Source organism: Halonotius sp. F2-221B (assembly GCF_046719765.1).
Classification (GTDB): domain Archaea; phylum Halobacteriota; class Halobacteria; order Halobacteriales; family Haloferacaceae; genus Halonotius.
In genome coordinates, this window is sequence record NZ_JABEBY010000021.1 from 1 (window position 1) to 24,620 (window position 24,620).

Genomic DNA, 24,620 nt, shown 5'->3' on the forward strand with positions numbered 1-24,620 from the left:
TCTCACTACCAGTTGTTCCTTGACGAACTGCTCCAGCGATCAACCAAAACAGCAATGAGCTGTGACCTCTCAACTGAGAGCACCAGAGGCAAACTCTAGAGGACTTTGCGACGCGACCAAATAATTTCATCTCCACTTATATTCACTGGTGGTCATTAGATTGTCAAAAATTAATGTTTGAATATTAAATCCATATTGCAAATTCGACTTTACATACAAATAGTAGAATCAGCAGCCACAACGGTGAGTCCAAAATCCTGTGGAAGAGTACTTCTGTGTTGATATAAAAGAGACCAATCAACATGCTACCCAACAAATCGCGCGATTCAGGGCTAACAGTTGGTTAGCTATGTTTGTTAGTATACTACTCTATGAGGGTGTCATAGAACTCTTCTCATACCGTGATCACGGTACTTCCCGGATTATCTCCTCGTTCGTAATTGGTGATTGCGACGACAAGTCGAAGACACAGCGCAAGGAAAACCTGTGCTCGTGCATGAACGCGGCCTCGGGCGTGCGTTCGCCCGAGGCCACAGATCTTCACTGACTCATTGGTTCGTTCGACGCTACTCCGCCGGTTGTACGTCTCGTCCAGCGTTGATTGCTTCAATTGCACGTCCTCACTGTGGTCGGTAATACGATCTTCGACCCTGTACTCGATATCTTTCGGGTCGTCAGTATTTCGCGCGTTGTACGGAGCGACTGGCACGACGCCTGCGTCCAGCAGGTGGTCGTGCCAGTCGAGCGTGTCGTAGGCACTGTCTCCAAGCATCCAAATCGGCTTCCTGACGGCGAGCGCGTCACGCGTGACGCGCATCGCTGTTTCCTCTGGTGCTTGCTTACTCTCGGTGAATTCGGCTGCAATCGGGATCTTTTGCCCGGTCGAGACAATTGTGCAGCCGTAGCCGTAGTAGTACTCATCATCGGTTGGATCATAGCACTTTGAGGCGTCTGGGTCGGCAGGCATCGCTCTTACGTCGGTTGAATCGATGGAGTACGTCAAGTCGAGCAGGCCCCGCAAGGCGGCCTGCTCGACGAGATGGTCAAAGACCTGATCAGCGACGTGCTCAAGATCAGTGAGGAAGCGATCGACCGCGTCTCTCGACGGCGGTCGATCAAAGCCGCAGCTGAGCCAGACAACGGTGTTGTTCAGTTCTCGTGCAACCGGACGGATGCCGTAGATGTCCTTGTAGTAGCAATAGAGAAATCCACGCATCATCTCTGGCGGTTCAAGATCTCGTGTTCGCCCCGTCTCTGCCGGGGCGAACACATCGAACTCTTCGAGAAACTCGAAGGAGAGGTGCTCAAACAACGCCAACGTCTCCGTTTCCACGACATTGAAGAACGATTCTACCGAAGGATCATCTTGCAGGGTCGCTGAACTCATTCCACCTCAGCGTTCACCCTGCTCTTTGGTATGCGAACTGTTCTATGACACCCTCGTAACGGCTGCTTGGCACAGCCAGAAGTCTACCTGTTCGAGACAACCACGGGTGCGTTTCACCCACAAGAACAGGGAGTCTGCAAACCCTAATATCTCAACGCTCGGGATTCACCCCGCCTTCAGGCGGGTGAGGATGTCAATCAGGTGGGTTGTCGGAAGCAATGACGGGACTATCGTTTCATCGGCCCATCGAGAGCGTGGAGTGCCCGAAGAAAATTATCTCAAAATATGCAAGATATTTATAAATAAGTTGCCTATTATGTTACAACTTGTCCTCTAAACCAGAACTCACCGTTCTCTCACAACTGAGCACTCTGCCCGTAAATGATGGCCTGTTCGATTTCCCTACGCACTCTTGAAATCGTTTCACCAAGCTCACCGAGGGTAGCTAAGACTGGATACGTCACCGGAAGGGACTGATAGAAATAATCTACCAATGCACGGAGGGAGGCATTGGACTGCCACGATCGTTGAATCGCTACCAAATCGTTCTGCCGATCGGATGCGATCGCATCGCACTCAGTAAAGAGGACATCCGTTTGCTGATAGTATGCATCTAAGGCACCAAATGATGAAGATTCAAACGGAGTGTCTGAAAGCTCTGCAAGCGTGTCAGTGACAGATCGGATGTCCGTAGCCGCCGATCGAAGCGACTGTAGCTCACGATTAACGAGTCGTTGGAATGCCTCCCGCTGCTGGATTGCGATATCAATCTTGTCCACAAGAGTAGCTTTCGTAGTAGGCAGGAAGTGATCAGATTTTGTGAGCAACACCGCTAGCTCAGGGCCAAATTCTTCGGTGATACTTTCCTCATAGGTGTCGTCGTAGTCGTCCTCATAGTGAGATAGATCCATTACCGTTTCACTGTAGGCCTCACGAACCACTGACAGTGTTTGTGGCGCAACCTGTTGTTCGTATCCAACCCTCCGATCCTGAGACGGCCTTTTATCCGGGGATAGACGTTCGATCCGAGAGCCAAACCGATCGAACGCTGTTTGTTCAGCAGCCAGACGGGTCTGCTCGGTTTCCATATGATCGATAGCAGTAGAAATTGAATTATTGGCTCTAATCTGATTAATAGCACACATACACTTGGTATTAGTGATTATTTTTTCATCTGATAGTACTTATACCATTCTATTACCAAAGTATTCATATGAATATTAGAATAGTAACTATTAGAGGGATACCGGCGACCCAACGAACCGGTCGTGAGAATCCGGTCTGTCGTATTCCGCGGGCGAAATAATAATCCAGTAATCAACCAATGAATATCCGCATAATAATATATTTACAGCACTATATGGAGTGAAATCTCTATATCGGTGCCGTTCGGTTATATGAAACACTCAATCCTCTTTGTTGTGCTAACAAATAGAAATTATTGATTAGTCTCGCTCATATTTAGATTGACTTCAATAACATTGGCTGCGTTAATTAGACGTTCGGGAATAGTTCCTTCATACCGGTCACCCTGCATGAAACTCGTCGGGCCTGAAATGCTTAATGAACCAAGAACCTCACCACCAGGGCCTCTTACAGCTGTCCCAACGGCACGAAATCCCTCGATCTCTTCTTCATCATTGTAGCCATAGCCGCGTTCACGAATCGACTCTAACTCTTCGAATAGTTCACGTTCACTCGTGATGGTATTTGATGTTTGTTTAGGGAGTCCATTGCTCTCGATGATCTCTCGAACCCGATCAGCGGGTAGGGCAGCGAGAATTGCCTTCCCAGAGGCGGTATAATGAAGATGATCTCTCCGTTGCGGTTTATTCTGCTGGTAGTCTCCTCCCACACGGGTTTCGCCCTTTATTTGATAGAGATTAATTCCCCACCCATTTTCTTCAGTGACAATATGGACATATTGACCTGTATCGTCAGCCAATTTGTCGACTTGCGATTTCCCGTGTTGATACAACAGATTTTGCTCACGAACGTACTGACCAAAAGTGAATAAGTTGACAGCAAGCTCATACGTTCCGTTTCGATTGATAACCAACTCTTTGTTTTCAAGAGTGGCTAAATGGGCGTGTGCACTGCTTTTTGAGATATCTAGACGTGTAGCGAGTTCCGTTACTCCAAGAGTATCATTCTCTTTGAGTTCGCTTAAGACTTCAAGAGAAGTAGAAACCGTCTGTAGAGTCCGTGTTTTATTGTCTGTATCAACCATATTCGGGTTTGTTTTTCTGTCCACTAAACTGTTCGTATAACACGAACACTTACTCTATAATACTGATTATATACTTTAGAATCTCTGTAAAAGACAGCGAAATTTGAAATTTTTGACTATACTGTGTGAGAGCTAGTACCCATCACATAGTTTGGTTCGTCTATTACGAACAACAAATTTTATTGAATATGACGTATGTTGCGAAATCTTTATCTAACAATAGCCAATCGACTAATCTGGTTCGACAATGAATATGATATCTCATATTCTGACCGAGAAACGGAACAAAGCTGAAACTAACTTCGGAATAACGGAGGACAAAGAATGAACGAAACCCACACCTCAAATGATGAAAAGTCAGGTGAGATTTCAGTCACTGATCTTCTCACTAACAAATCGCGTCGCCGATTCCTCTCAGGCCTTGGTGCTGTCGGTGCAGCAGGTCTTGCAGGTTGTACAGGCGGTGAAAATACCACTTCAGCCGATGATGAGTCATCTGGTAGTGGAAGTTCGGACTCCAGACTGGTAGCCAATATCGGACAGCGCATGGGCACCATCGATCCTGCCAAAGGGACGGATTACGTGCAGGCGATGGCATTGGTGAATTTATACGATCCTCTAGTGTTCCCAGATAGCGAAGGGACACTACAACCCAATTTGGCCTCTGATTGGAGTGTTTCAGAGGATGGAACAACCTACACGTTCACACTGGAAGAAGGGATTACCTTCCACAGTGGTAATCCCGTAACTGCAGAAGATGTACAGTTCAGCGTGGAACGCTTCATGGATATCGATCAGGGATACGCTTCTCTCCTGACTGGCATCCTGGAAAAAGAAAACATTACTGTCGAAGACGAGCAGACAGTCACATTCGAGCTGAATCGATCATACACACCATTCCTCCCCATTATGGTGTTGCTGTTTATTGTTGATAAGACGCTCATTATGGAGAATCTGAGCGATGGTGAGTTCGGAGACCGTGGGGACTACGGACAGGAATTCATCAATAACAACGACGCTGGATCGGGTGCCTACCAGCTGGATAGTTTCTCCCGTGGAAATTCGATTACCTTCGCTGCATTTGATGATTACTTCAAAGGGTTCCCAGATGGCTCCTTTGATACCGTTGAAGTGCGGATTATTACCGAAAATTCGACCGTTCGAACGCTGATGCGGAACGAAGAACTCGATATGAGCGGTCAGTATCAGGATACGCAGACGTATGAGGCCATCGAAGGGATGGATAATGCCCGCGTCGAAAAGATGCCAACGTTTGGGCTGCTCTACAACAAAATCAACACACAAAAAGCTCCAACTGATGATCCAGCAGTTCGCGAAGCGATTTGCTGGGGCTTCGATTACGAGCAGGTCGTCAACGAGATTCGCCCTGATATGAACCGGGCCCACGGGCCTCTCCCACCGACATGGGCTGAACATACTGACGAAGTTGTTCAGCCATCGTATGACCCGGAGCGATCACGGGAGCTCCTTGAAGAAGCCGGCTACTCAGAAGGTGAACTGACGATCTCGAATACGTTCACAGAATCGTATGCCTTCCAAGAGCAGATCGCTCTGCTTTTCCAAGACAATATGGAGGATATTGGAATCAACGTCGAATTGAACCCACAGACATGGGGGACAATCACGGAGTTAGCTGCCTCTCCAGAGGATACCCCACACACGAGTCAGGTGTTCTACGTCCCTACCTATCCCTCTCCGGATTCAATGTTCTACAACCAGTTCCACTCTGAAGCCGCCAGCACGTGGATGAGCATGGAACATCTCGAAAATGATGACGTTGATTCTCTTATCGATGAAGCCCGCCAGACTCCAGATCCAGACGCACGAAGTGAAATCTACGCTGAGTTACAGAATACCCTTGGCGATCTCTACTGTGATATGCATCTCTATCACACGGTCAAAACGATCGGGTTCCAAAACGATGTTGAAGGGCTGACACTCCGACCGGCACAAGGGTTCGAGTACACGTTCCGTGATCTCCACCAAGTCTAATGTCAGGAGTAAGGTCACTGCTCCGCCGCATTTCGGGGATGATTACCAGTCTGCTGGGACTGTCCATCCTCATATTCATTATTTCCAGGGTACTTCCTGGGAACCCGGCACGGTTAGCACTGGGTGCGTTCGCCAGCGAAGAGCAGGTTAATCAGCTCTCTGCAGAGCTTGGACTCAACGATCCACTCTCGGTACAGTACATTGAGTACATGCGCCGACTGCTTGTGGGTGATCTCGGACAGAGTTTACAGACGAGAAACTCCGTCGTACATGATCTTGTCACCAAGCTGCCTGCAACATTCGAGTTGATCACACTCGCCTTTGCCTTCATGGCTATCCTCGGCATCCCGCTTGGGATACTCGCTGCGCGGCATCAAGGCGGCGTTGTCGATAACACGACTCGCTTCTTTGCATTTGCAGCGGTGAGTGTCCCGAGCTTCTTTATTGGGATCCTGTTCCAGCTATTGTTTGGATATTACTTAGACTGGTTCCCAATTACAGGTCGGCTCTCCTCAACGTATGGGGATGAAGTGATCACTACAACGGGATTCATGCTTATCGATACGATCCTCTCAGGGTCGATTGCAGCACATATCGATGCCTGGAAGCATCTCCTGCTTCCTGCACTTGCGCTTTCGTTTGGAGGCTTAGGACAAGTGATCCGGATTACCAGATCCAGTATGATCGATGTTGAGGGCAAAGACTACATCGAGGCCACACGTGCCTACGGGCTTCCGTCGTGGCTGATTGTCAACAAGTACTCACTAAAGAATGCGTTTATCCCGACGCTGACAATCCTCGGGTTGCAATACGCTTGGCTGCTCAGCGGGGCCTTCGTAATTGAGATCGTATACTCATGGCCCGGAGTTGCCAAGTATGGCGTTCAGTCCGTGCTGTCATCGGATATCAACGCCATCGTCGGTGTCACAATGGTGATCGGGTTGGCGTTTGTCACAGCGAACCTCATTGTCGACATACTAACAAGCATGCTTGATCCACGGGTCAGCTTTGCAGGTGATAGCACATGAGCACTGAAACGTCTCGACTAGACCAATTCGTCTCACCAGCTCGTCGAGAGCTGTGGTATCGATCCTACCAGCGATTTACGAATCAGCCGATGAGTGTCATCGGCCTGATTATCGTGGTAACCATCACGATCGCTGCAGTGTTCGCACCGTATATAGCGCCGTACCCCGAACACGCAGGAACATTCACTGATTTCGCTAACGCGTTTCAACAGCCGAGTTTAGAACATCCACTGGGTACAGATGACGTTGGGCGTGATATCCTCACCAGAATCCTCTTCGGATATCGGATTGCACTGACCTTAGTTGCGGTCGTGTTAGGTCTTGGTGTCCCAGTTGGGGTCACATTGGGGCTCACAGCTGGCTACGCTGGTGGATGGATTGATACAATTATCATGCGAGTAACGGACACATTTCTCGCATTGCCCCCACTGGTGTTGGCACTCGCAATCGCGTCTGCATTCGAACCAACGCTCGAAATCGCCATGTTCGCTATCGCATCCTTGTGGTGGACATGGTATGCACGATTGGCTCGTGGACTGGCTGCCAGCCAATCAGATGAAGAGTACATACAAGCGGCAAAAATATCAGGGGCAAGTACGTCACATATCCTCTTTCGTGAACTGCTTCCAAACTGCCTCTCACCGCTGTTGGTGAAAGCAACGTTGGATGCTGGGATCGTCATCCTCACTGGCGCATCATTATCTTTCATTGGCTTGGGTGTTCAGCCGCCGAAGCCTGGATTGGGAACAATGGTCGCGAATGGAACTAATTTCCTCCCGACAGACTGGTGGATTGCCATAATGCCGGGAATCGCGATCTTCATCCTCGTTATGGGATTCAATATGCTCGGTGACGGGCTGCGTGATCTCTTTGATGTGGAGGTCGAACAATGAGTTCTGATTCGTTGCTTGAAGTCACTGATCTCTCAGTTGGCTTCGATGGCTTCGATGGCTATGCCGATGTCGTTGGTGATGTCGACCTTCAAGTTGATCGGGGTGAAATCGTCACGATTGTCGGCGAGACAGGCTGTGGAAAATCGGTCACGACAAAAGCGATTACTGGACTTCTAGAGGAACCACCTGCGCATGTAGATGGGTCTGTTGAGTTCGATGGTATGGATCTTCGTGCACTCTCAGAAGACGACCGAAAGAGTCTCAATGGTGATCGACTCGGGATGATTTTCCAAAATCCCCTCTCAGGCCTTAATCCGGTCTTCACCATCGGTGAACAGCTCATCGATACTGCCATGTTTGGTGGCGAAAATAAGGGCGGAATACTCTCATATTTCCGACGCCGCCGCTCCTCAGCAGAGCGAGACAATGCACGCGACCGTGTTGTTGAGATGCTCAAAGAGGTTCAAATGCCGGATCCCGAGGCGGTATTGAACAGTTACCCCTCGGAGCTTTCAGGCGGCATGCGACAACGTGCGCTCATTGCCCAGGCACTTCTCAACGAGCCTGATCTACTGATCGCAGATGAACCGGGCTCTGCGCTTGATGTGACAGTGCATGATCGCATTCTTTCCTTGCTCACTGACATTATTGAAGATCGCGATATGAGCATTCTCATGATTACCCACAACCTTGGGGTCGCCCGGCAGGTTAGCGATCGGATCTACATCATGTATGGGGGCCGTATTGTCGAAACCGCTCCCACCGAGGAGATCTTCGAAGATGCTCACCATCCTTACACGCAGGGACTGATCGCGTCTATCCCGCAGCTGTCTGGAGAAGAGATGGCAGGCGGCATAGACGGCTCTGTGCCAAAGTATACCGATCCACCCTCTGGCTGTCGATTCCATCCACGGTGTCCATATGCTGATGAGAAATGCAAACAGTCACCACCCCCGGAGGTGTCCTTCGGGGATAACTCCCATGCGGTCTGTGTTCGACACACAGACGATGGGACGACTCCAACAAACGAGAAAACCAAACATCGGTTGATGAAAAACGGTAGTGTTCAAACTGGTGGTGAACAATGACGGCCCCAGTATTGGAAGTCAAAAACCTCGAGAAATACTTTGACACGAATACGGGGTGGTTTGACAATAAACCACCAGTAAAGGCCGTTGATGGGATCTCACTCACAGTAGATGAGGGAGAAACACTTGCCCTGATCGGAGAATCTGGGAGTGGCAAATCAACTGTCGCTGAGACGATCATCAATATTCACGAAGCCACAGGAGGGCTCATTCGGTACCAAGGCGAAGACATTACCAATCCGCTCAAAGAGCAGTTGGAAACGATTCGGAGTGATATCCAACTTGTATTCCAAGATCCAACATCGTGTCTCAATCCACGGCGGACGATCGAAAAATCACTTCGTGTCCCACTCAAAGCGACAGGTGTTGACAAAAATAAACGGGATCAACGAGTACGGGAAATGCTCGATCGCGTTGGGCTTACTGATGAGTATCTGTACAAATATCCACACGAACTGAGTGGTGGGCAAAAACAACGAGTCAATATTGCCCGAGCACTCGCAGTAGACCCACAACTCTTGCTCCTTGATGAGCCTACGAGTGCACTCGATGTGTCAGTACAAGCTAAAATAATCGATCTGTTGAGAGATCTCCAAGAGGATCTCGATCTGACGTATCTATTTATCACCCATGACCTTTCAGTTGTTAGAAATTTTGCAGATGAGACAGCGGTGATGTACCTCGGAGAGATCCAAGAGAAAGGGCCGACTGAGGAGATCTTCCAATCACCAAAACACCCTTACACACGAGCGTTGCTCTCCTCGATTCCGGTAACATCGGACAGTGATGAAGCATACAGGCCAGACAGTGAACCGCTACGTGGAGAGATTCCCAGTCCTCGAGAAGCTCCGTCCGGCTGCCGACTACATCCACGCTGCCCACATGCAACAGAAGAATGTTCCATGCAACATCCAGACACACAACACGTAGACGACGTTGAGGTACAGTGTATTGCCTACAATGAGGATACAGATGGATTCGATGCATTGCTTGAAACCACCAATGAAACTCCGGAGGAGGGGGTATGAGCGTTGATCTAACCGTTGTTGGTGGGACGCTTGTCACTACAGATGGGACGATCGATGCTGGCTTTGCAGTCGACGATGGCACAATCGTGGCCGTTGGCAACCAAGAGATACTGCCATCAGCCGATCAGACCCTCGATGTAGATGGACAGCTTGTCCTTCCTGGGATTGTTGATCCACATGTTCATATTGATGGCTTCAACTCCATCGATACCTACGAAACTGGAACTGCCGCAGCAGCAAGAGGCGGAATTACGACGGTTATCAATTTCGCCTGGCAGACATGGAACGGAGAACGCAGTGATGATTCCGATGACGCTGTGTGGATGGACGAGGGATCATTACATACGGCGATCGAACGGCAAAAACAGAAGGCTACCGAGTCGTATGTCGATTATGGACTCCATGCGACGGTCACGGCGGAAGATCCGTCAGTAGTGGACGAATTTGAATCGGTTGTCGAAGCTGGAATCCCGACGTTCAAATTCTTCACCGCCTACGATATTGCGGTCTCCAACGGGTTCTTACAGATCGCCTTTGATCGGCTCGCCGAGCTTGATGCTGTGGCTGTCCTGCATACAGAAGATGCCTCGGTTTGTCAGGCATTGACTGAAAAACAGCAAGAAGAAGGCCGAAATTCAGCAACGGACTATCCAGAAGCACGTCCAGATTACACAGAGGCGATGGCCCTCTCAGATGCCGCTGCAGTAGCTGAGGCAACTGGGTGTCAGTACTATGGGATCCATACCTCATCTGATGCAGCTGCCACTGCACTGGCAGCAGTCCGTGAAGACGGCAGTCAATTCCGGGGTGAAACATGCACCCACTATACGACATTGACTGAGGAAGCCTACGGAGAACAAGGAACACTCGCACTTCAATCACCACCACTCCGAACACAGGAAAATGTGGATGCGATGTTTAAACACCTGCGAGAAGGCCCACTCAGCATTGTCTCAACTGATCACGTCGCCTCAACGCGAGCTGACAAAACAGTTGAAAACTGGTGGGACTGCTCGTTTGGCGTCAACAGTCTGCAAACAAGTCTCCCTGTGTTTCATGATGAGGCTATCAATCGGCGGGGATACAGTTACAAATTCCTCGTCGATGCCATGGCGCGATCCCCAGCACGCACATTTGGGCTTCGAAATAAAGGCCGACTGACAGTCGGCGCAGACGCCGACTTTGTTGTATTCGATCCCGATGAAACGTATACGATTTCAGCCGACGAGAACGAATCTCGGGCCGATTATTCAGTATATGAGGGCCGGGAGGTAACCGGTCGGGTGAAACAGACCTACCTTCGGGGAAACTGCATTGTTGATGAGACTGGCGTTGTGGCCGATCCAGGTTATGGTGAGTTCCGTGAACGACCGGTTCCACACTGGGGGCCACAGGAGACCCATCGATGACTGACGATCTCATCATCGATGGTGATGCGCTTCGAGAAGATATCGAACAAACGGCCACATTTGGGGCTGTAAAATCATCCGAGGGCCGTGGGCGAACAGCACTCCCAGCAGATGAAGCTAATCGGAAGGCCCGGGATTATTACGTCGACCAGTGTAAGGCCGCTGGGCTCGATATCAGTATCGACCCGGTCGGGAATATCGTCGGCCGGTGGGTTCCCCCAAATGCAGATCCCGAGAGCACAGCTGTGGCCGCAGGAAGCCACCTAGATTCAGTTCCTCGCGGAGGTATCTTCGATGGCCCACTTGGAGTTTTTGCGGCGTTGGAAAGTGTGCGTGCGATCCAGCGAAGCAAGATATCGCCACGGCGGCCAATCGAAGTTGTCTCATTCACCGGAGAAGAAGGAACCCGATTTGCAGAGGGCGTTCTCGGTTCGACTGTCGCAGCTGGAAAGGCCAGTGTTGACGAGATGTTATCACAGTCAGATGGTGACATCACGCTGGAGAAGGCCCTCAAAAATATCGGATATCACGGCTCCGATCGAATCGACGCCAACAAATGGGATAGCTGGCTCGAACTGCATATTGAGCAAACAACGCGTCTCAACGACGCAGGTGTTCCACTGGGAGTTGTTACGGATATAACCGGCACTGTCCGGTGTCACGTGACGCTCACAGGACACCCAGACCATGCAGGTACCACAGCCATGGATAAACGGCAGGATGCACTCACTGCAGCGAGTGAGCTTGTCCTCGCCGTAGAAAGCCACGCTGGTGACATTGCGTCAAGCGGGAGTGAGACTGCTGTCGGTACAGTCGGTCACCTCACGCCGGAACCAAACACAGTGAATGTTGTCCCTGGTGAAGTGTCCCTTCGGATTGATCTCCGATCAACCAAGCAGTCTGAGATAACATCACAACTTGAGCACGTCCAAGGAAAGCTCAACGAGATCGAGGCTAACCGACCGATCTCGACGACGTTCACGTGTGATTACGACATCCCACCAACGCCACTGTCTGATCGGTGCAGAGACACTGTCAAGCAGGTCAGTGAGGATCACCAGGTGAACACAATCGATATCCACTCGGGTGCAGGTCACGATACGATGCAGATCGCTGACGTGACTGATGCGGCACTCCTGTTTGTGGCCTCTGAAAACGGATACTCCCATTCACCGAAAGAGAAGGCTGATTGGGAGGATTGCACCTCAGCCACACAAATCCTTGCAGCCTCGATTGCACAGCTCGCGAAGTGACCCAACCCGATACATCCAATCACAATGATACAAATTGAAGTAAACGACACAGAATTCGAGGCAGAATTACACGACGACCAAGCTCCAGAATCAGTCAAAGCGGTTCGAGAGCTCCTTCCATTAGAATCAGAACTCATGCATGTTCGATGGAGTGGAATTGCGACATGGATCAATATCGATGAGATTGATCTCCCCGAGATCCCTCGAGAAAATCATACAGTCTATCCCTCACGTGGAGATCTCTTGTTGTACCCTGGCTATCGAAACGAACAAGAAATTCTTGTCCCATGTGGGCCAACCTGTTTCAAAAGCCCAGCTGGGGAACTTGCAGGCAATCACTTCGCGACAATTGATGCCACCGCCTCAGAACTCAAAGAGATTGAGGAGGCCACTCTTCAAAATGGGGCGTATGATGTGGCGATCCAGGAGGTGCAGGCATGACTGATATCGTTGTCCTTCATGACAAAATCCATGGGCTTGATCCAGAAGACTATGCTGAGACAATTCGTGAGGCCTGTCCAGACAAGGAGGTGACGGTAGCATATACCCCAGATCAACGGGAGAAGTATCTGACAGCTGCATCAGTGGCAACTGGGTATCAAATCAACCCAGAACTCGTCAAGAAATCCGATACATTGGACGTATTCGCCTGTACCTTTGCCGGCACTGACCACCTACCACTAGATGTGCTCAACGAAGCGAATGTCACCGTGACAAATGCATCAGGTGTTCACGGCCCGAATATCGCCGAGCAAGTGCTTGGATACATTCTCTCTGATGTCAGAAACCTTCGTCAAGCATGGGAGCAAAACGAACGTGGAGAATGGAACCACTTCCAAGGGGGAGAGCTACGCGGGGCAACGGCTACTGTCGTCGGTATGGGACCGATTGGGACGGAAATTATTGCTCGACTCAATGATTTCGGGGTCGAGACTATCGGCATCCGATATACACCCGATAAACCGGGTAATGCCGATGAAATCGTCGGGTATGATCAAACGTTGGCTGCCGCTACTCGGAGCGACTACCTCATACTCGCCTGTCCACTAACAGAAACAACAGACAACCTAATTGATGAGCAAGTGTTCAACGGGCTTCCCACCGATGCCATGCTCATCAATGTAGCTCGAGGGCCAGTTGTCGATACAGATGCGTTGGTATCGGCTCTCCGTGGGAATGATATCCAACAGGCAGCACTCGATGTTACTGATCCTGAGCCACTGCCTGGAGATCACCCCCTTTGGAACCTCCAAAACTGTCTGATTACACCTCACAACGCGGGACATACCCCAAACTACTGGAATCGCTGTACAGACATTCTTGTTGATGCGATTGACGATCTCCAATCGGTATAAACGACAAGCGGCGTGGACTGCCTCGAGGTCAAGCCCCGAGGCACTCGACCTACCCAGCCTGTAGACGCCTCCGATTTTTGTCATACAATTCTCTCAAAGTGTGCCTCTGGGCAGTTTTTACTTCTGAAATAATCGCGATCGCCAATTGAGACACCTCATCAAATATTCTGACTAATATAAGGTAATGGTTATAAATACCACCTGCATCCATAAATATGATAGTAATAGGAACAGATATATTTACTTTTAAATCGTTTTCATGAGTATGTCAAAAGTTTTGGCGGGAAACGATTTCGAAGTGTTTGAATCTGCACCGACTCCACTGAAAACAAAGGCTGGCCTCCATGATCCATTTGATTGGTACAAAAAAATGCGGAGTCAATCCCCGATACACTATGATAGCCAACGGGAGGTCTATGATGTATTTGGGTTTCAACAGGTGAAAAACGGACTGCAGGATAATGCTCTCGTTCGTAAGAGCTTGGCTGATAATTCAAATCGGACATCCCCCTTTTCGTATATCGACAATGCCATCGTCTGGATGGATGGGTCTCAACACAAACGTTCCAAAGGTGAATTCTTCAAATACTTTCGTCCCGGCGAAATCAACGAATTCGAAAATACGATTAGGGAGCTCACAACAAATCAACTTGATCAAGCAGTAGCGAACGGGACGGAATTTGATTTTGTGAGTGAGCTCGCTGAGCCACTTCCGCTGCGTGTTATTATGAGCATGGTTGGAGTTCCTGATGAGGATATAGACAAAGTAATAGAGTGGTTGTTGACTTTTAGAGAGGTAACATATAGTGAATTCAGTGACTTTGATAGCAAACAGCCAGAACGACTATCCAGCGTCGTCGAGTACTTTAGTGATCTCGTCGAGAAACGACGAGCGGAACCACAAGATGATTTGATATCCAAGTTGATCGAGGATGACGAGTTGGACGATATTACCATCGGCTCTAATGCATTCAATTTTATTCTAGCAGGACAAGGAACTCTCACGTCATTACTCGCAAACAGCGTTTACCTATTGGATAAATTCGACTGCTATTCGAGTATCGATCAATCTCAGATTGATGTGGTCTTAGAGGAAATTCTTCGATATCGATCGCCACTACAAGCACGTGCCCGGAAGACAAAACAGCAAACCGAAATTGGGGGTATGACCATCCGACAAGATGAAACAGTTATTCTTTGGATTGGTTCTGCGAACAGAGATCCTGACATATTTGACAATCCGGATACATTCATTTCAGAGCGCGACCCCGACCATATCGCCTTTGGGAGTGGATCACACACTTGTATCGGTGCCCCATTGGCACGCTTGGAGGCATCAATTATCCTCAAGACGTTGTTTGATTACTTTGAGGACATAACCGTTCGTGACTCTTACATCCCCCTAGCGAAACCGTCTGACTTGGGATTTGAAAAATTACCAGTGAAAACAAACTCGAAATAAAACCTTGTAAACCCTACCTACGAATTTAAAATCAATAGAAGGCTCCAACAATCTAAAGCATAACCTGCTCAGTGTTGGTTAGCTATACCTCTCCGGCATCCGGCACCTCGACACGTGGGGTGTCACTGTTGTCGGCTCCAACACCGTAGTCTGCACAGCGAGGGCAAATCGCTGTCTGGGGTTTCGGATGTCCTTGCCACATGTACCCGCATTCCGGACAGGGCCCGATCTCTACAGAGCAGGTCACGTCTCGATCCCGGCTTCTTCGAGATCTCGTTTCCGATCTTTCGCTCGCCGAACGTTCTTTTCGACCATCTCCTGGCTGCGGTTGTGCTCTTGAGACACGTCAGCTGGATCGCGATCGTTGATCACGACTTCGCGATAGTCGCGGCCGGCCTCTGGGCCGAGCAGCTCGACGATGTCGACGTCGGTATCGATGGTGATCTCTCGAAGCTCGGATGAGTCCGTTTTCTGCAATTAAATTGGTTGCAGAACTTTCCCCGATGAAGTAGTAACAACTAAACAACCAATACCATCATAATATTTTCATGGAAAATCCGCCGACGGCATCTCAATCGGGGGCCGCTGAATACGATAGAGAAACACTCGATACAGAAGTAATTCCACCCTATACCGTACTTCCAAGTGAATCGTGATACTGAGTCAATCACTTGTGAATGGCATCTGATAGATAGTGTCCTAACCACCGCAGTGCTGTGAAGCAGCACTGCTATCTTTCACTTTCTTGGAAGAACGATGCGGACAGTTTGTTGTGACAAGCAAGTCCACACCAACTGGTTCTATCGTACCAACTGACGATGACCTTTCGGTTCTGTCTCTTCCTGAACCAGACTGCCCCAGATGTGGCACAACAGCCGTCAAGAATGGAAGATACAAGCGGCACCCGCACGGCCGTCGGCCCGTGCGGGTGCAGCGATACTCTTGCAACCGGTGCGGCTCGTTTACACCAACCCATCCGTCGGTTGAGGACAACCACCGTTATCCACGGACAGCGTCACAGCTTGCTGACTCTGTTGATATATTCGCTGACGCCTCTCTGGAGGGTATCCAGGACATTCTCACCGTTCACCGTGGTGTTCGTCCTGCTGACCAACAAATCCATAACTGCCTAACCGAACCGACGGCGGAGATCGTCGAAAACGATCTCCCCGTCTACTCCGGCGTCTACACCTACGATGAGCAGTATCTCACAGTCAACGGAAATCGCGCCTATCGCCTCACTATCTACGACGAGTTGATGCGTGCGCCGGTGGCTGAGACCATTGTTGGTGACTGCACCAAGGAAACGGTTCGCTGGTTTCTCACTACCGTCCTTGAGGAAAAACCAACTGCTGTGATCACTACCGATGGGCGATCTGATTACCCAGAGATCGTCGAGGACGATCTCGGGGCAGTCCATCACCGGTGTAACTTCCATTTTATCAAAAACGGCGAGAAGTCGCTTCATACGTCTGTTTTCAAGAGTGTTCGATACACAGACACGGAGAAGCTTCAGGCCGCGATTGTCTGGAGCGAATTCAAGAGCGTCTTCGCTGCACCGTCCTACGCGGCAGGGCTTCGCCGCTTCGAGGCGGTGCTCGACAAGATCGAGCACCTGCCGAGTGAACTCCGCACTTACGTTGAGCAAGTGATGGAGAATTTCGACAAATTCGCCGTACATCTCCGTGATGAATCGGTTCCAAGCACGACAAACAATCTCGAACGCTACTACGGCCACACGAAACCGACGCGAATCAAGCGTCGGTTTCGATCACTCCAGCATGGTCAAGCGTTTCTAAAGCGACAGATGTACGTTCGAACGATCAAGCAGGGACTGATCTCCCGAAACAAATCACTCTCGCTGGGGCGAGAGTTGTTTCCATCGCTGTCTGTGGAACAGCTCCAACCACTGTTCACTGACTCCAAGCAGCGGTATCTCTCTTGGCGTGATCACGACGTAGGCTGACCAGACAGCGACAGTGCTTGCCGCCCCGCTGGAGCGGCAGCACTGTCACTAGTTCTATATTTCGCACTTAGATGCTCAGAATAATATTCTCCCATGAAAACTATCAAAATTATTCTGTCATATCTATCCTGCTGGCCGCTTTTTATATTCTAACTCTGATATGAAAGACGGCAATCTATCCATTATCAACGCTCACTTGGATGGCACGCTTATTGAATGAAGGCTGGAACCTACCAATGGTAACTTGTATCAATCAGCTGCTGAACAAAGACACTGAACAAAGACGCTGAACAAATAAAGTAGCCATCATCGACACTACCGAAGCCACACCACGTTGCGAGTGAAGTGACTCTGCCGTCAAAGTATCCAAAACGCGGAGAGGGATAGTTCAGTCGAACACTCGCAAATCGGTTCCAAACGCCCGACAGCCCACCACTATCGATTACCTGACGCCAGTATGCTAGACAATGTATGGGACATAGTCTCACCGGCATCAACGATCGAGTGGCCCATCCCGCTGATACGTGTTGAGGCGACCACTCCGATCGACAGAAATCTGGCTGTCGTCCTCCAGCTGCCGAAGTTTGTTGTAGATTCGATGGTCGGGGAAGTCGAGTTCTGTACGGAGGTCTTCGATTGTTTTTGGCGTCTCCAATGAGACAAGCAATGCATTCTCAAGACAGTAGGAAACAAGCTCTCGTTTGATTGGCGCGACAATATCATACCGCTCCGCAAGAATATCAAGCGTATCCAGCACCGCAAAGGAAAACAGTTGATCCGTGAGTCGCTCCTGTGTTTTGATCTCCTCGAAGATCCCGTCCCAATCAAGCGACGCTTGCTTAGCAATCAATGCAACATCTTCGAGATCGCCTTCCCGCTCTGTGATCGACTTGAACAGGAAGATATCCGTTAACGAAAGCAGATGAACGGTGAGATTCCCATACGTGAGTGACTCATCACACCGCTGTATCATCGCCTCGGTCAGCCGGAGTTGGCCTGCAACGGCCTCGACAAAAATATCCCACCGTGGGAACCCCTCCTTCTCAAGAACGATGTTCGGATCGAGTTGGGCGTATGCTGTCTCCAGCGTCCCTCGTTCCTCGTAGCCTAACTCCTGTAGTGTCTCAGCGATCGTCAGAAACGTCTGTTTGTCCTCAACGACAAGGTCGACATCCTTTGTTGCGTCTTTCAGACCTCGCAAAATGAGGTTGCCACCGCCGAGGAGATACACATCAACACTCGTTACAAGGCTCTCGCCAAGTTCTTCGAGGCCTCGCTGGAGACTATCTTCCGGATGCTGCCCGCGGGGATAAACGCCGTAGTCATTGGCAAGATCAATGAATTCCCCCCACGGAAGAAATAGATCGGCGTCGTGAACCGCTCGCTGGTCAACATAGGCCAATAGATCCGCCCACTGCTCGACACACTCCCACTTGTTGGCCAGCCGCCAGCACTCACTGGTATCAAGCGTCCCGCGGTGGGTGAGATAGAAGACGCCAGCCATCGCCATCTGTTTCTTGGTTTCTGCAACGGTTACTGCATGGATCAAGACCGCCTCAAGATCGAGTTGCCGATCTCCCTCATAGACGTAGGTTGTCGCGGAGTGAAACTCAACACCGTAGCGAGTGAACGCAGAGAACGCAGTCGGTGTCCCATCCCCATCGTCATTTCTCGTTTCGATGAGTCGGGCTCCGTTTGCGTGATACACTGTTTCAAACGGGTTCTCTCGCCTTCTGGCCCTGAGAAATGAGCGCAGCGTCTCATCAGTAATAGCATACCCGTCATCTGTGTTAGCGATCGCGCCGGTTTCTTGGATCTCATTCAGATGTTCGTAGAGCGTCGATTTTGCAAAGCCCGCTTGCTGTAACTCGCCGATGGTTTTCGGATCCGAAAGGAGTGCACTGAGAACATCTTCTTTCGTTCCTGTCAGCACTTTATTTAGATCATAGCGTTCGATCAGGTCAGCACAGAGCGTTGCTTCATACGTATCGGCCAGCTGTACGCCATTATCCCGTTCTACGAGATGCTCGTCAGCTAGGTCGCTCACGACCTCCGAAGTCCAATTCTGACTCTTGTCGATCGCATCAGCTAACTCGCCGACAGCGTACGATCGATCGCGTAGAGACTCGATGATTTGTATTGCTGTACCCCTCATATATTCCAATTTGACCGATTTATTTATAAATATATCGTTTGTATTGGAATAATAAACGCATATCTACAATGGGCGATAGCAGCGCAATTATACTATTCCAGCCCTATATATTGGTAATGACGTGCCTCTCTTCAGTCGATATCGATCCTGTCAGGCAGGATCTCCAGGCCCGAGGGTTTTGTATCGACGAGGGTCAGCCTACCATCGCTCGCGGTGGTTCCATGGAGATGATCGAACCCGATGCACCCCTGGAAGTGATACCAGTTGCAAACAGCCGCCCGCTAACCGTCATCTCAGCCATCGCAAACGCTGCCGGCGGCGGACGGGTGCCGCTGTTGGTTGTCGACAAACACGACCGCAGCGCGATCGATGCGCTCCTTTCAGAACCGTTTGCACTCGCTGATCGGCGGGACGGTTTCCGCCGATTTCACACCGTTGAACACAGGATACAGCTAGCAGACGACTCCTTTGCTTGTATCACCACAGACGAGCACCTGTGGTGGACTGAGGCCTCTGGTCGCCAGGGTGAATCATCGCAACTACACCTCATGGCCGGTGACAAACCCGTTGTAGTTTTCGATGCTGTCGAAGATCTTGCCTGTCCTGCGCCTTCGCAGACAGCCTTCCCAAACCGGTATGCTCGTGATGAAGACGGCCGCTTCGTACTCTACAATCGTGCTGGAGCCATTGGGAGATATTCCGGAGTGAGTGCAATGCGTTCCGATGGCATCAAACCCGTTCCGGCCCCGTTGGTGCCTGAAGATCATCTTGACCTACAGTCACCCCTTCCACGAGCGACTCTGCTTGCGACCGCCGATGAGGAAACCGTGCAGTACACCACTCTTACTCAATCGTAGCTCGGCAGACCCACGCACTGGTGACCGACTACCACCCTGATGCTCAAGCGTATCGGCAGCGAAGCTACTGTATGGACACACGGTCAGGACAGTTCCGTGTCTATCGGGCTGTCGAGTCAGTGCGCCACATCAATTTTCAGGCGGTTGCGGAGCCACAGCTGTATTCAGTGTATGAGACCGGGTACCCAGCGGATCAACAGGATAGCATCGACGAACTGCAGACAGGTGATCTGGTCACGGCGACACTGGAGGGCGATGCCGACGCGCCTACCGAGGCGTGGCACGTTGCATCGGTGACCCGCAATCAACGCGTTCCGTTCGGGTTTGCGGTTAATCTTGTTCCCGAGGCACTTCCACAGGCCGCTCAAACACTCGCCGCCGATTCTGGATTTGAGACGGCAGCACCGCCGACAGAGCCCGCTGGCACGACACTGTCCGCCGATGGAGATGACATCGGTGAGTGTTGGATTCAGCCGCGGGCAACGCTCCCAAACGAAGCGTTCGTCCCGAACGTCGTGACCGGTTTGTTGCCGATTGAGCCATGGATCGACGACCTCCCAGCACTTGGAGTACCAGCCACAGAGGTGTTAGTGCTCGATACTGCTGCTCCAACAGCTGATACTCACGGACATAGATACGTAAAGACATCTGGAACTTCAATGCGATTGAGTGCAGAGAGTGCAGCATCTCGAAGATCGTCTAGCGTGTCGAACAGCCGATTGCCGAGCTCTTGATCAAGTTGTCTCCAGCACTCTTCCGCGGGGTTCAGCTCCGGTGAACCCCGCGGGAGATAACACAGCTCTATCGGTGTGTTCTCAACGAATTCCTGCACTGCGTTGGCTGTGAAATACGACGCGTTGTCCAAGACGACGCAGATTTTCTCGCCGAACTCTGTCTGGAGTGCGTCGAGCAAGCGAATTGTCGTGTCACTGTTGAAATTCTCTGCACACGGCAGAAAGAACGTCTCATCGGTATCACTGACTGCCCCAAGTAATTTGATGCTGTCCCACGCGCCCGTCACCGGCAGTGACGGGCGCTCCCCTTCCGGAAACCACGCATAGATCAGCGTCGAGAGTACCTGACGTGTCTGATCGATGGTCAGGATCGTGTATTCGTCGTCCAGGTTGTCGCGCTTTTTTTGAAGCCTTCTTGCCAGGCTTCTTGAGCTCTCTCGTCGGATTTGTGGAACTCCGGCCGGGCTGTCTTCCAGGACAGCCCGGCCTCAGACATCAGTCGCCGGACGTGACGTTCGCAGTACTCAACGTCGAATTCTTCGGCGAGGTAGTGACGAGCTATTGGTACAGACCACGCGGGCGCGTCTAGTCCAACTTCTTCAGGTGATTCGTGGAGTGCCTCAACGAATTTGTCGTGCTGTTGGTCAGAGAGCTCAGAGGGTCTCCCGGAACGTTGTTGATCGTAGACAACCTCCTCGAACGGCTCGTCTAATGATTAAGATAACTTTTGAAAGTCAAGGAACTTCTCACACCACCCCTTTGCGAAGCTGATTCGGTGCGTTATTTTCTCGAATGTTTCCTGGACGAGAGTTTTGAACTCGGTTTCGTCCTCAACAACGATCGGTGCCATCGTCCATTTGAGGTAGTCCCAGACTTGTTCGATTGGATTGAGGTGCGGTGAGCCTGATGGAATGAAAATCAGGTCGATCCCGAGTTCATGCGCACGCTTGCGCGTGTATCTACATCTATGTGCTCCATGCTTGTCCAAGACGAGCAGAATCCGCTTGCCGGGATTCTGCTCGCGGATCTGCTCTAATACACCACAAATTCGCTCTTTCTTTTCGTCTTCAGTGAACTCGACTAGACTCTCACCGTTCAGTGCATAGAAGCCGACCGCAGAGTCGTGCGTCTTGACTAACTCCCGCTCAATGTGTGGATCGTCCACGTACCAAACACGGCGTGAATTATCGTACGGCTGTGGCTTCGATGCGTCAAAAAATCCGAGAACGGTACCACCGTCAGTGCAAATATCGTCGTCAACAGTCCACCCTTCGTCGTCTTCTCCATCATGTTTGTTATGCGGCTGTTCGTCCTCGTCGAGCGCGTCATCGACGCGCTCTTCGAGGATTTCATCAGGGTTCTCTGGTCGATGTGGACGCTTTGGCCGTGGTTTCGCGTACGAGAGACCGAGGTTCCGAAGGAAAGTACCGAGGTAGTTTGTGCTGTAGGAAACGCCGAACTCCTCCTGAAGAAGATGGTGAATCTCCTGCGATTTCCACGGTTGGCCGTCACGAAGCATCTCCACCAGCTCGTCTTGCTCATCCTCGTCGAGTTTCGGGGGCCGGCCGCCCCCGAAACTCGGCATCAGTCCTTCTAAACCGCCCTCGTTCCAAGCATCCGCCCAGCGACCACCGGTGGCGGCCGACCGACCTTCGCGGTCGGCGGCCTCCGGGATTGAGTCGCCATGGTAGAGATTCTTCAAAAACCCAAGACGGCGGACGTGGTGATCGTCCTCAGCCTCACGTAGCAGTTCATCGATTTCTTCCTCAGTCAAGTGATGCTCAATCTCCTTTCGACGTGAGCGCTCCATTACTCCTCTATCAAGCTTAGCTAACAAAACTTTTCGTACTCATTAGGCGAGCCGTTCGAGTCGGTCAAGCCAGCGTGAGAGCCAGCCAGCAGTGTACCCATACCGTTCAGCAACATCTTCCAGCGTCGCTTCGTCTTCTTCGAGATAGTTGATAGCCGCCATAACCCGCTGTGTCGGCTTCTTCCCCTCGATCTCCGCCAAGATCTGGCGGAGGTCGTCGGTAGACACGTCGTTAAGCGAAGCCATATCGGGAGGACGTATTCCTCTTTGAAAAATATTCAGCCGTCAGTATGAGCGGTATGAAACGCCGTACGGGGTGTTCTTGTTTTTCACTGATGCCGGTCGTGCGGTTGCCACCGACTATCGGGATCGATACGACTGTCCACGGGCGGTCGATAGTCGACCGGACTTCGACCCATACTAAAGTGGCTGAGAGGCCGGTGGCTTGACTAGGTAGTGAGTGACCCCGACACCTCACCATCGACGATAGAGCTGACACTCGACACTGTCAATGGAGTTCCCACGACTGGCGTGAAACTTCTCCCTGCTGACGCTGTAGTATCCTCATGGCAACTTCGTGGACTGCTGACCAAATGCCGGATTGTGCGGACAAAATGGTGCTCATCACCGGTGCCAACAGCGGCCTTGGCTATGAGGCAACGAAAGCCTTCGCCGCAAAGGGCGCAACTGTGATCATGGCCTGTCGCAGTCTCGACCGTGGACGGGAGGCAGCGGCCGACATCCAGAATGATGTTGGGGATACCGGTGCGACGTTGAACGTTCGAGAATGTGACCTTGCATCACTCGATTCGATCGAAACCTTCGCCGACGGCATCACGAATGACTACGACACGCTCGATATTCTCTGCAACAATGCTGGGGTGATGGCGATCCCACGACAAGAAACCGAAGATGGCTTTGAGAAACAACTTGGGGTAAATCACCTCGGCCACTTCGCATTGACCGGCCATCTGCTGGAACTGCTCGTTGATAGCGACGGCGAAAGTCGGATCGTCACCCACTCCAGTGGCGCACACGAGGCCGGAGAGATGGACTTTGATGACCTCCACCGAGAACAATCCTACAGTAAATGGGAAGCCTACGGTCAGAGTAAACTGGCCAACCTCCTGTTTGCTTACGAGTTACACCGACGGTTCAAGACAGCCGATATTACTGATACGATCAGCGTTGCCTGCCACCCCGGGTATGCAGCCACGAACCTGCAGTACCGCGGCCCTGAGCAGTCTGGATCACAACTCCGGCTGGCGATGATGAAGATCGCCAACGCTGTCGTCGCTCAGTCGGCTGCAAAAGGTGTGTTGCCGCTGCTATACGCAGCAACAAGTGAAGACGTGAGCGGTGGAGAATACTACGGCCCAAGCGGATTCAAGAATATGCGCGGTGCTCCTGCCCGGCAGACCTCCAACGATGCTTCATACGACGAGAAAGACGCCAAAACGTTGTGGAAGACAAGTGAGGAACTAACTGGTGTGAACTACGCAGATACGCTTTGAGACTTCCATCGAAGCCGGTGAACTAACAACGCTTCTTTTCATAACACGGCGTTACACAGGATGTGGTTAAGCTTCTCCAGGGTAGTCATATTCGTGAAACTCTAACCAATACGGTTGCTCGTAGTATACAGATCCATCGGGACTCGTTTGCCGATTAAGCCAGCCTCTTTCATGCATGATATACATCGTTTCCCGGCAAACACGCTCTGAGACGCCCGTAGCCTCGGCTATATCATCTGGAGAGACATCTTCTCCTTGTTGGAGAGCTCTGGTTAATGAGGTACTCCACACCTTGTCTCGTTGTGTTGGTTCGGCCACTATGCAAATATAGTCATGCTACGTAATCCATTTGTCGAAAAATGATAGGGAGTAACTGACTGTCTAACGGGGTTACCCTTTCCGTGGATCGTGGACAGACACCCAGTGATCGGTGTGCTT

19 protein-coding genes and 2 pseudogenes are annotated in these 24,620 nt (G+C 50.8%); 13 read left to right on the plus strand and 8 right to left on the minus strand.

Features of this window, described 5'->3' with window-relative positions; genetic code table 11:
* Window positions 1-394: 394 nt before the first annotated feature.
* The 3 genes from HKK80_RS13525 to HKK80_RS13535 form a co-directional block, all read right to left on the minus strand.
* Window positions 395-1,387 carry a transposase gene (locus tag HKK80_RS13525; RefSeq protein WP_411800118.1) on the minus strand — a complete coding sequence of 331 codons (993 nt, stop codon included), beginning with the start codon at window positions 1,385-1,387 and terminating at the stop codon, window positions 395-397.
* A 356-nt stretch (window positions 1,388-1,743) separates the two neighbouring features.
* Entirely contained in the window at window positions 1,744-2,475 is a 732-nt protein-coding gene (locus HKK80_RS13530) for a hypothetical protein (protein ID WP_411800119.1), read from the minus strand.
* Window positions 2,476-2,825: 350 nt separating this feature from the next.
* The gene (locus tag HKK80_RS13535; protein WP_411800120.1) at window positions 2,826-3,617 is read right to left on the minus strand and encodes an IclR family transcriptional regulator; all 792 of its coding nucleotides are present in this window, start codon (window positions 3,615-3,617) and stop codon (window positions 2,826-2,828) included.
* Window positions 3,618-3,941: 324 nt separating this feature from the next.
* On the opposite strand from HKK80_RS13535, the gene HKK80_RS13540 reads away from it, so the two are divergent.
* The 10 genes from HKK80_RS13540 to HKK80_RS13585 all read left to right on the plus strand — a co-directional run bounded on the left by HKK80_RS13540 (window position 3,942) and on the right by HKK80_RS13585 (window position 15,146).
* Window positions 3,942-5,630, plus strand: a complete 1,689-nt coding sequence (locus HKK80_RS13540; protein ID WP_411800121.1) for an ABC transporter substrate-binding protein — start codon at window positions 3,942-3,944, stop codon at window positions 5,628-5,630.
* Window positions 5,630-6,658: an ABC transporter permease gene (locus tag HKK80_RS13545; RefSeq protein ID WP_411800122.1), complete on the plus strand. Its 1,029-nt coding sequence runs from the start codon at window positions 5,630-5,632 to the stop codon at window positions 6,656-6,658. The genes HKK80_RS13540 and HKK80_RS13545 overlap by 1 nt, the downstream gene beginning before the upstream one ends.
* Window positions 6,655-7,551 carry an ABC transporter permease gene (locus HKK80_RS13550; protein WP_411800123.1) on the plus strand — a complete coding sequence of 299 codons (897 nt, stop codon included), beginning with the start codon at window positions 6,655-6,657 and terminating at the stop codon, window positions 7,549-7,551. Before HKK80_RS13545 ends, HKK80_RS13550 begins: the two co-directional genes overlap by 4 nt.
* Complete coding sequence (locus tag HKK80_RS13555; RefSeq protein ID WP_411800124.1) at window positions 7,548-8,639, plus strand: ABC transporter ATP-binding protein; 1,092 nt, start codon at window positions 7,548-7,550, stop codon at window positions 8,637-8,639. The genes HKK80_RS13550 and HKK80_RS13555 overlap by 4 nt, the downstream gene beginning before the upstream one ends.
* Window positions 8,636-9,667: an ABC transporter ATP-binding protein gene (locus HKK80_RS13560; RefSeq protein ID WP_411800125.1), complete on the plus strand. Its 1,032-nt coding sequence runs from the start codon at window positions 8,636-8,638 to the stop codon at window positions 9,665-9,667. Before HKK80_RS13555 ends, HKK80_RS13560 begins: the two co-directional genes overlap by 4 nt.
* Window positions 9,664-11,076 (plus strand): dihydroorotase, encoded by a 1,413-nt coding sequence (locus HKK80_RS13565; RefSeq protein ID WP_411800126.1) that lies wholly within the window; start codon window positions 9,664-9,666, stop codon window positions 11,074-11,076. The genes HKK80_RS13560 and HKK80_RS13565 overlap by 4 nt, the downstream gene beginning before the upstream one ends.
* Window positions 11,073-12,329, plus strand: coding sequence for a M20 family metallo-hydrolase (locus HKK80_RS13570; RefSeq protein ID WP_411800127.1), 1,257 nt, complete (start codon window positions 11,073-11,075; stop codon window positions 12,327-12,329). The genes HKK80_RS13565 and HKK80_RS13570 overlap by 4 nt, the downstream gene beginning before the upstream one ends.
* 24 nt (window positions 12,330-12,353) lie before the next feature.
* Entirely contained in the window at window positions 12,354-12,770 is a 417-nt protein-coding gene (locus HKK80_RS13575; protein WP_411800128.1) for a DUF3830 family protein, read from the plus strand.
* Entirely contained in the window at window positions 12,767-13,684 is a 918-nt protein-coding gene (locus HKK80_RS13580) for a D-2-hydroxyacid dehydrogenase (RefSeq protein ID WP_411800129.1), read from the plus strand. Before HKK80_RS13575 ends, HKK80_RS13580 begins: the two co-directional genes overlap by 4 nt.
* A 265-nt stretch (window positions 13,685-13,949) precedes the next feature.
* The gene (locus tag HKK80_RS13585; protein ID WP_411800130.1) at window positions 13,950-15,146 is read left to right on the plus strand and encodes a cytochrome P450; all 1,197 of its coding nucleotides are present in this window, start codon (window positions 13,950-13,952) and stop codon (window positions 15,144-15,146) included.
* 243 nt (window positions 15,147-15,389) lie between these two features.
* On the opposite strand, the gene HKK80_RS13590 is transcribed toward HKK80_RS13585, so the two are convergent.
* On the minus strand, window positions 15,390-15,623 hold the full coding sequence (locus tag HKK80_RS13590; RefSeq protein WP_411800131.1) for a hypothetical protein: 234 nt from the start codon (window positions 15,621-15,623) through the stop codon (window positions 15,390-15,392).
* A gap of 445 nt (window positions 15,624-16,068) precedes the next feature.
* Between HKK80_RS13590 and HKK80_RS13595 the strand changes: the two genes are divergently transcribed.
* Window positions 16,069-17,112: a transposase gene (locus HKK80_RS13595; protein WP_411800132.1), complete on the plus strand. Its 1,044-nt coding sequence runs from the start codon at window positions 16,069-16,071 to the stop codon at window positions 17,110-17,112.
* 493 nt (window positions 17,113-17,605) lie between these two features.
* Here HKK80_RS13595 and HKK80_RS13600 read toward each other — a convergent pair whose 3' ends face one another.
* A complete protein-coding gene (locus HKK80_RS13600; protein ID WP_411800133.1) occupies window positions 17,606-19,267 on the minus strand; it encodes a transcriptional regulator in 1,662 nt (553 codons plus the stop codon).
* 221 nt (window positions 19,268-19,488) lie between these two features.
* Between HKK80_RS13600 and HKK80_RS13605 the strand changes: the two genes are divergently transcribed.
* The gene (locus tag HKK80_RS13605) at window positions 19,489-20,124 is read left to right on the plus strand and encodes a hypothetical protein (protein WP_411800134.1); all 636 of its coding nucleotides are present in this window, start codon (window positions 19,489-19,491) and stop codon (window positions 20,122-20,124) included.
* 622 nt (window positions 20,125-20,746) lie between these two features.
* Here the strand turns inward: HKK80_RS13605 and HKK80_RS13610 are convergent.
* From HKK80_RS13610 to HKK80_RS13620, 3 genes and pseudogenes are all read right to left on the minus strand, one after another.
* Window positions 20,747-21,567 (minus strand): annotated as a pseudogene (locus tag HKK80_RS13610) (IS630 family transposase); the annotation flags it as partial.
* 6 nt (window positions 21,568-21,573) lie between these two features.
* Window positions 21,574-22,668 (minus strand): IS630 family transposase, encoded by a 1,095-nt coding sequence (locus HKK80_RS13615; RefSeq protein WP_411800135.1) that lies wholly within the window; start codon window positions 22,666-22,668, stop codon window positions 21,574-21,576.
* 45 nt (window positions 22,669-22,713) lie between these two features.
* Window positions 22,714-22,914: pseudogene (locus tag HKK80_RS13620) on the minus strand (IS630 family transposase); the annotation flags it as partial.
* 320 nt (window positions 22,915-23,234) lie between these two features.
* On the opposite strand from HKK80_RS13620, the gene HKK80_RS13625 reads away from it, so the two are divergent.
* Window positions 23,235-24,182 carry an oxidoreductase gene (locus HKK80_RS13625; RefSeq protein WP_411800136.1) on the plus strand — a complete coding sequence of 316 codons (948 nt, stop codon included), beginning with the start codon at window positions 23,235-23,237 and terminating at the stop codon, window positions 24,180-24,182.
* Window positions 24,183-24,620 lie beyond the last annotated feature (438 nt).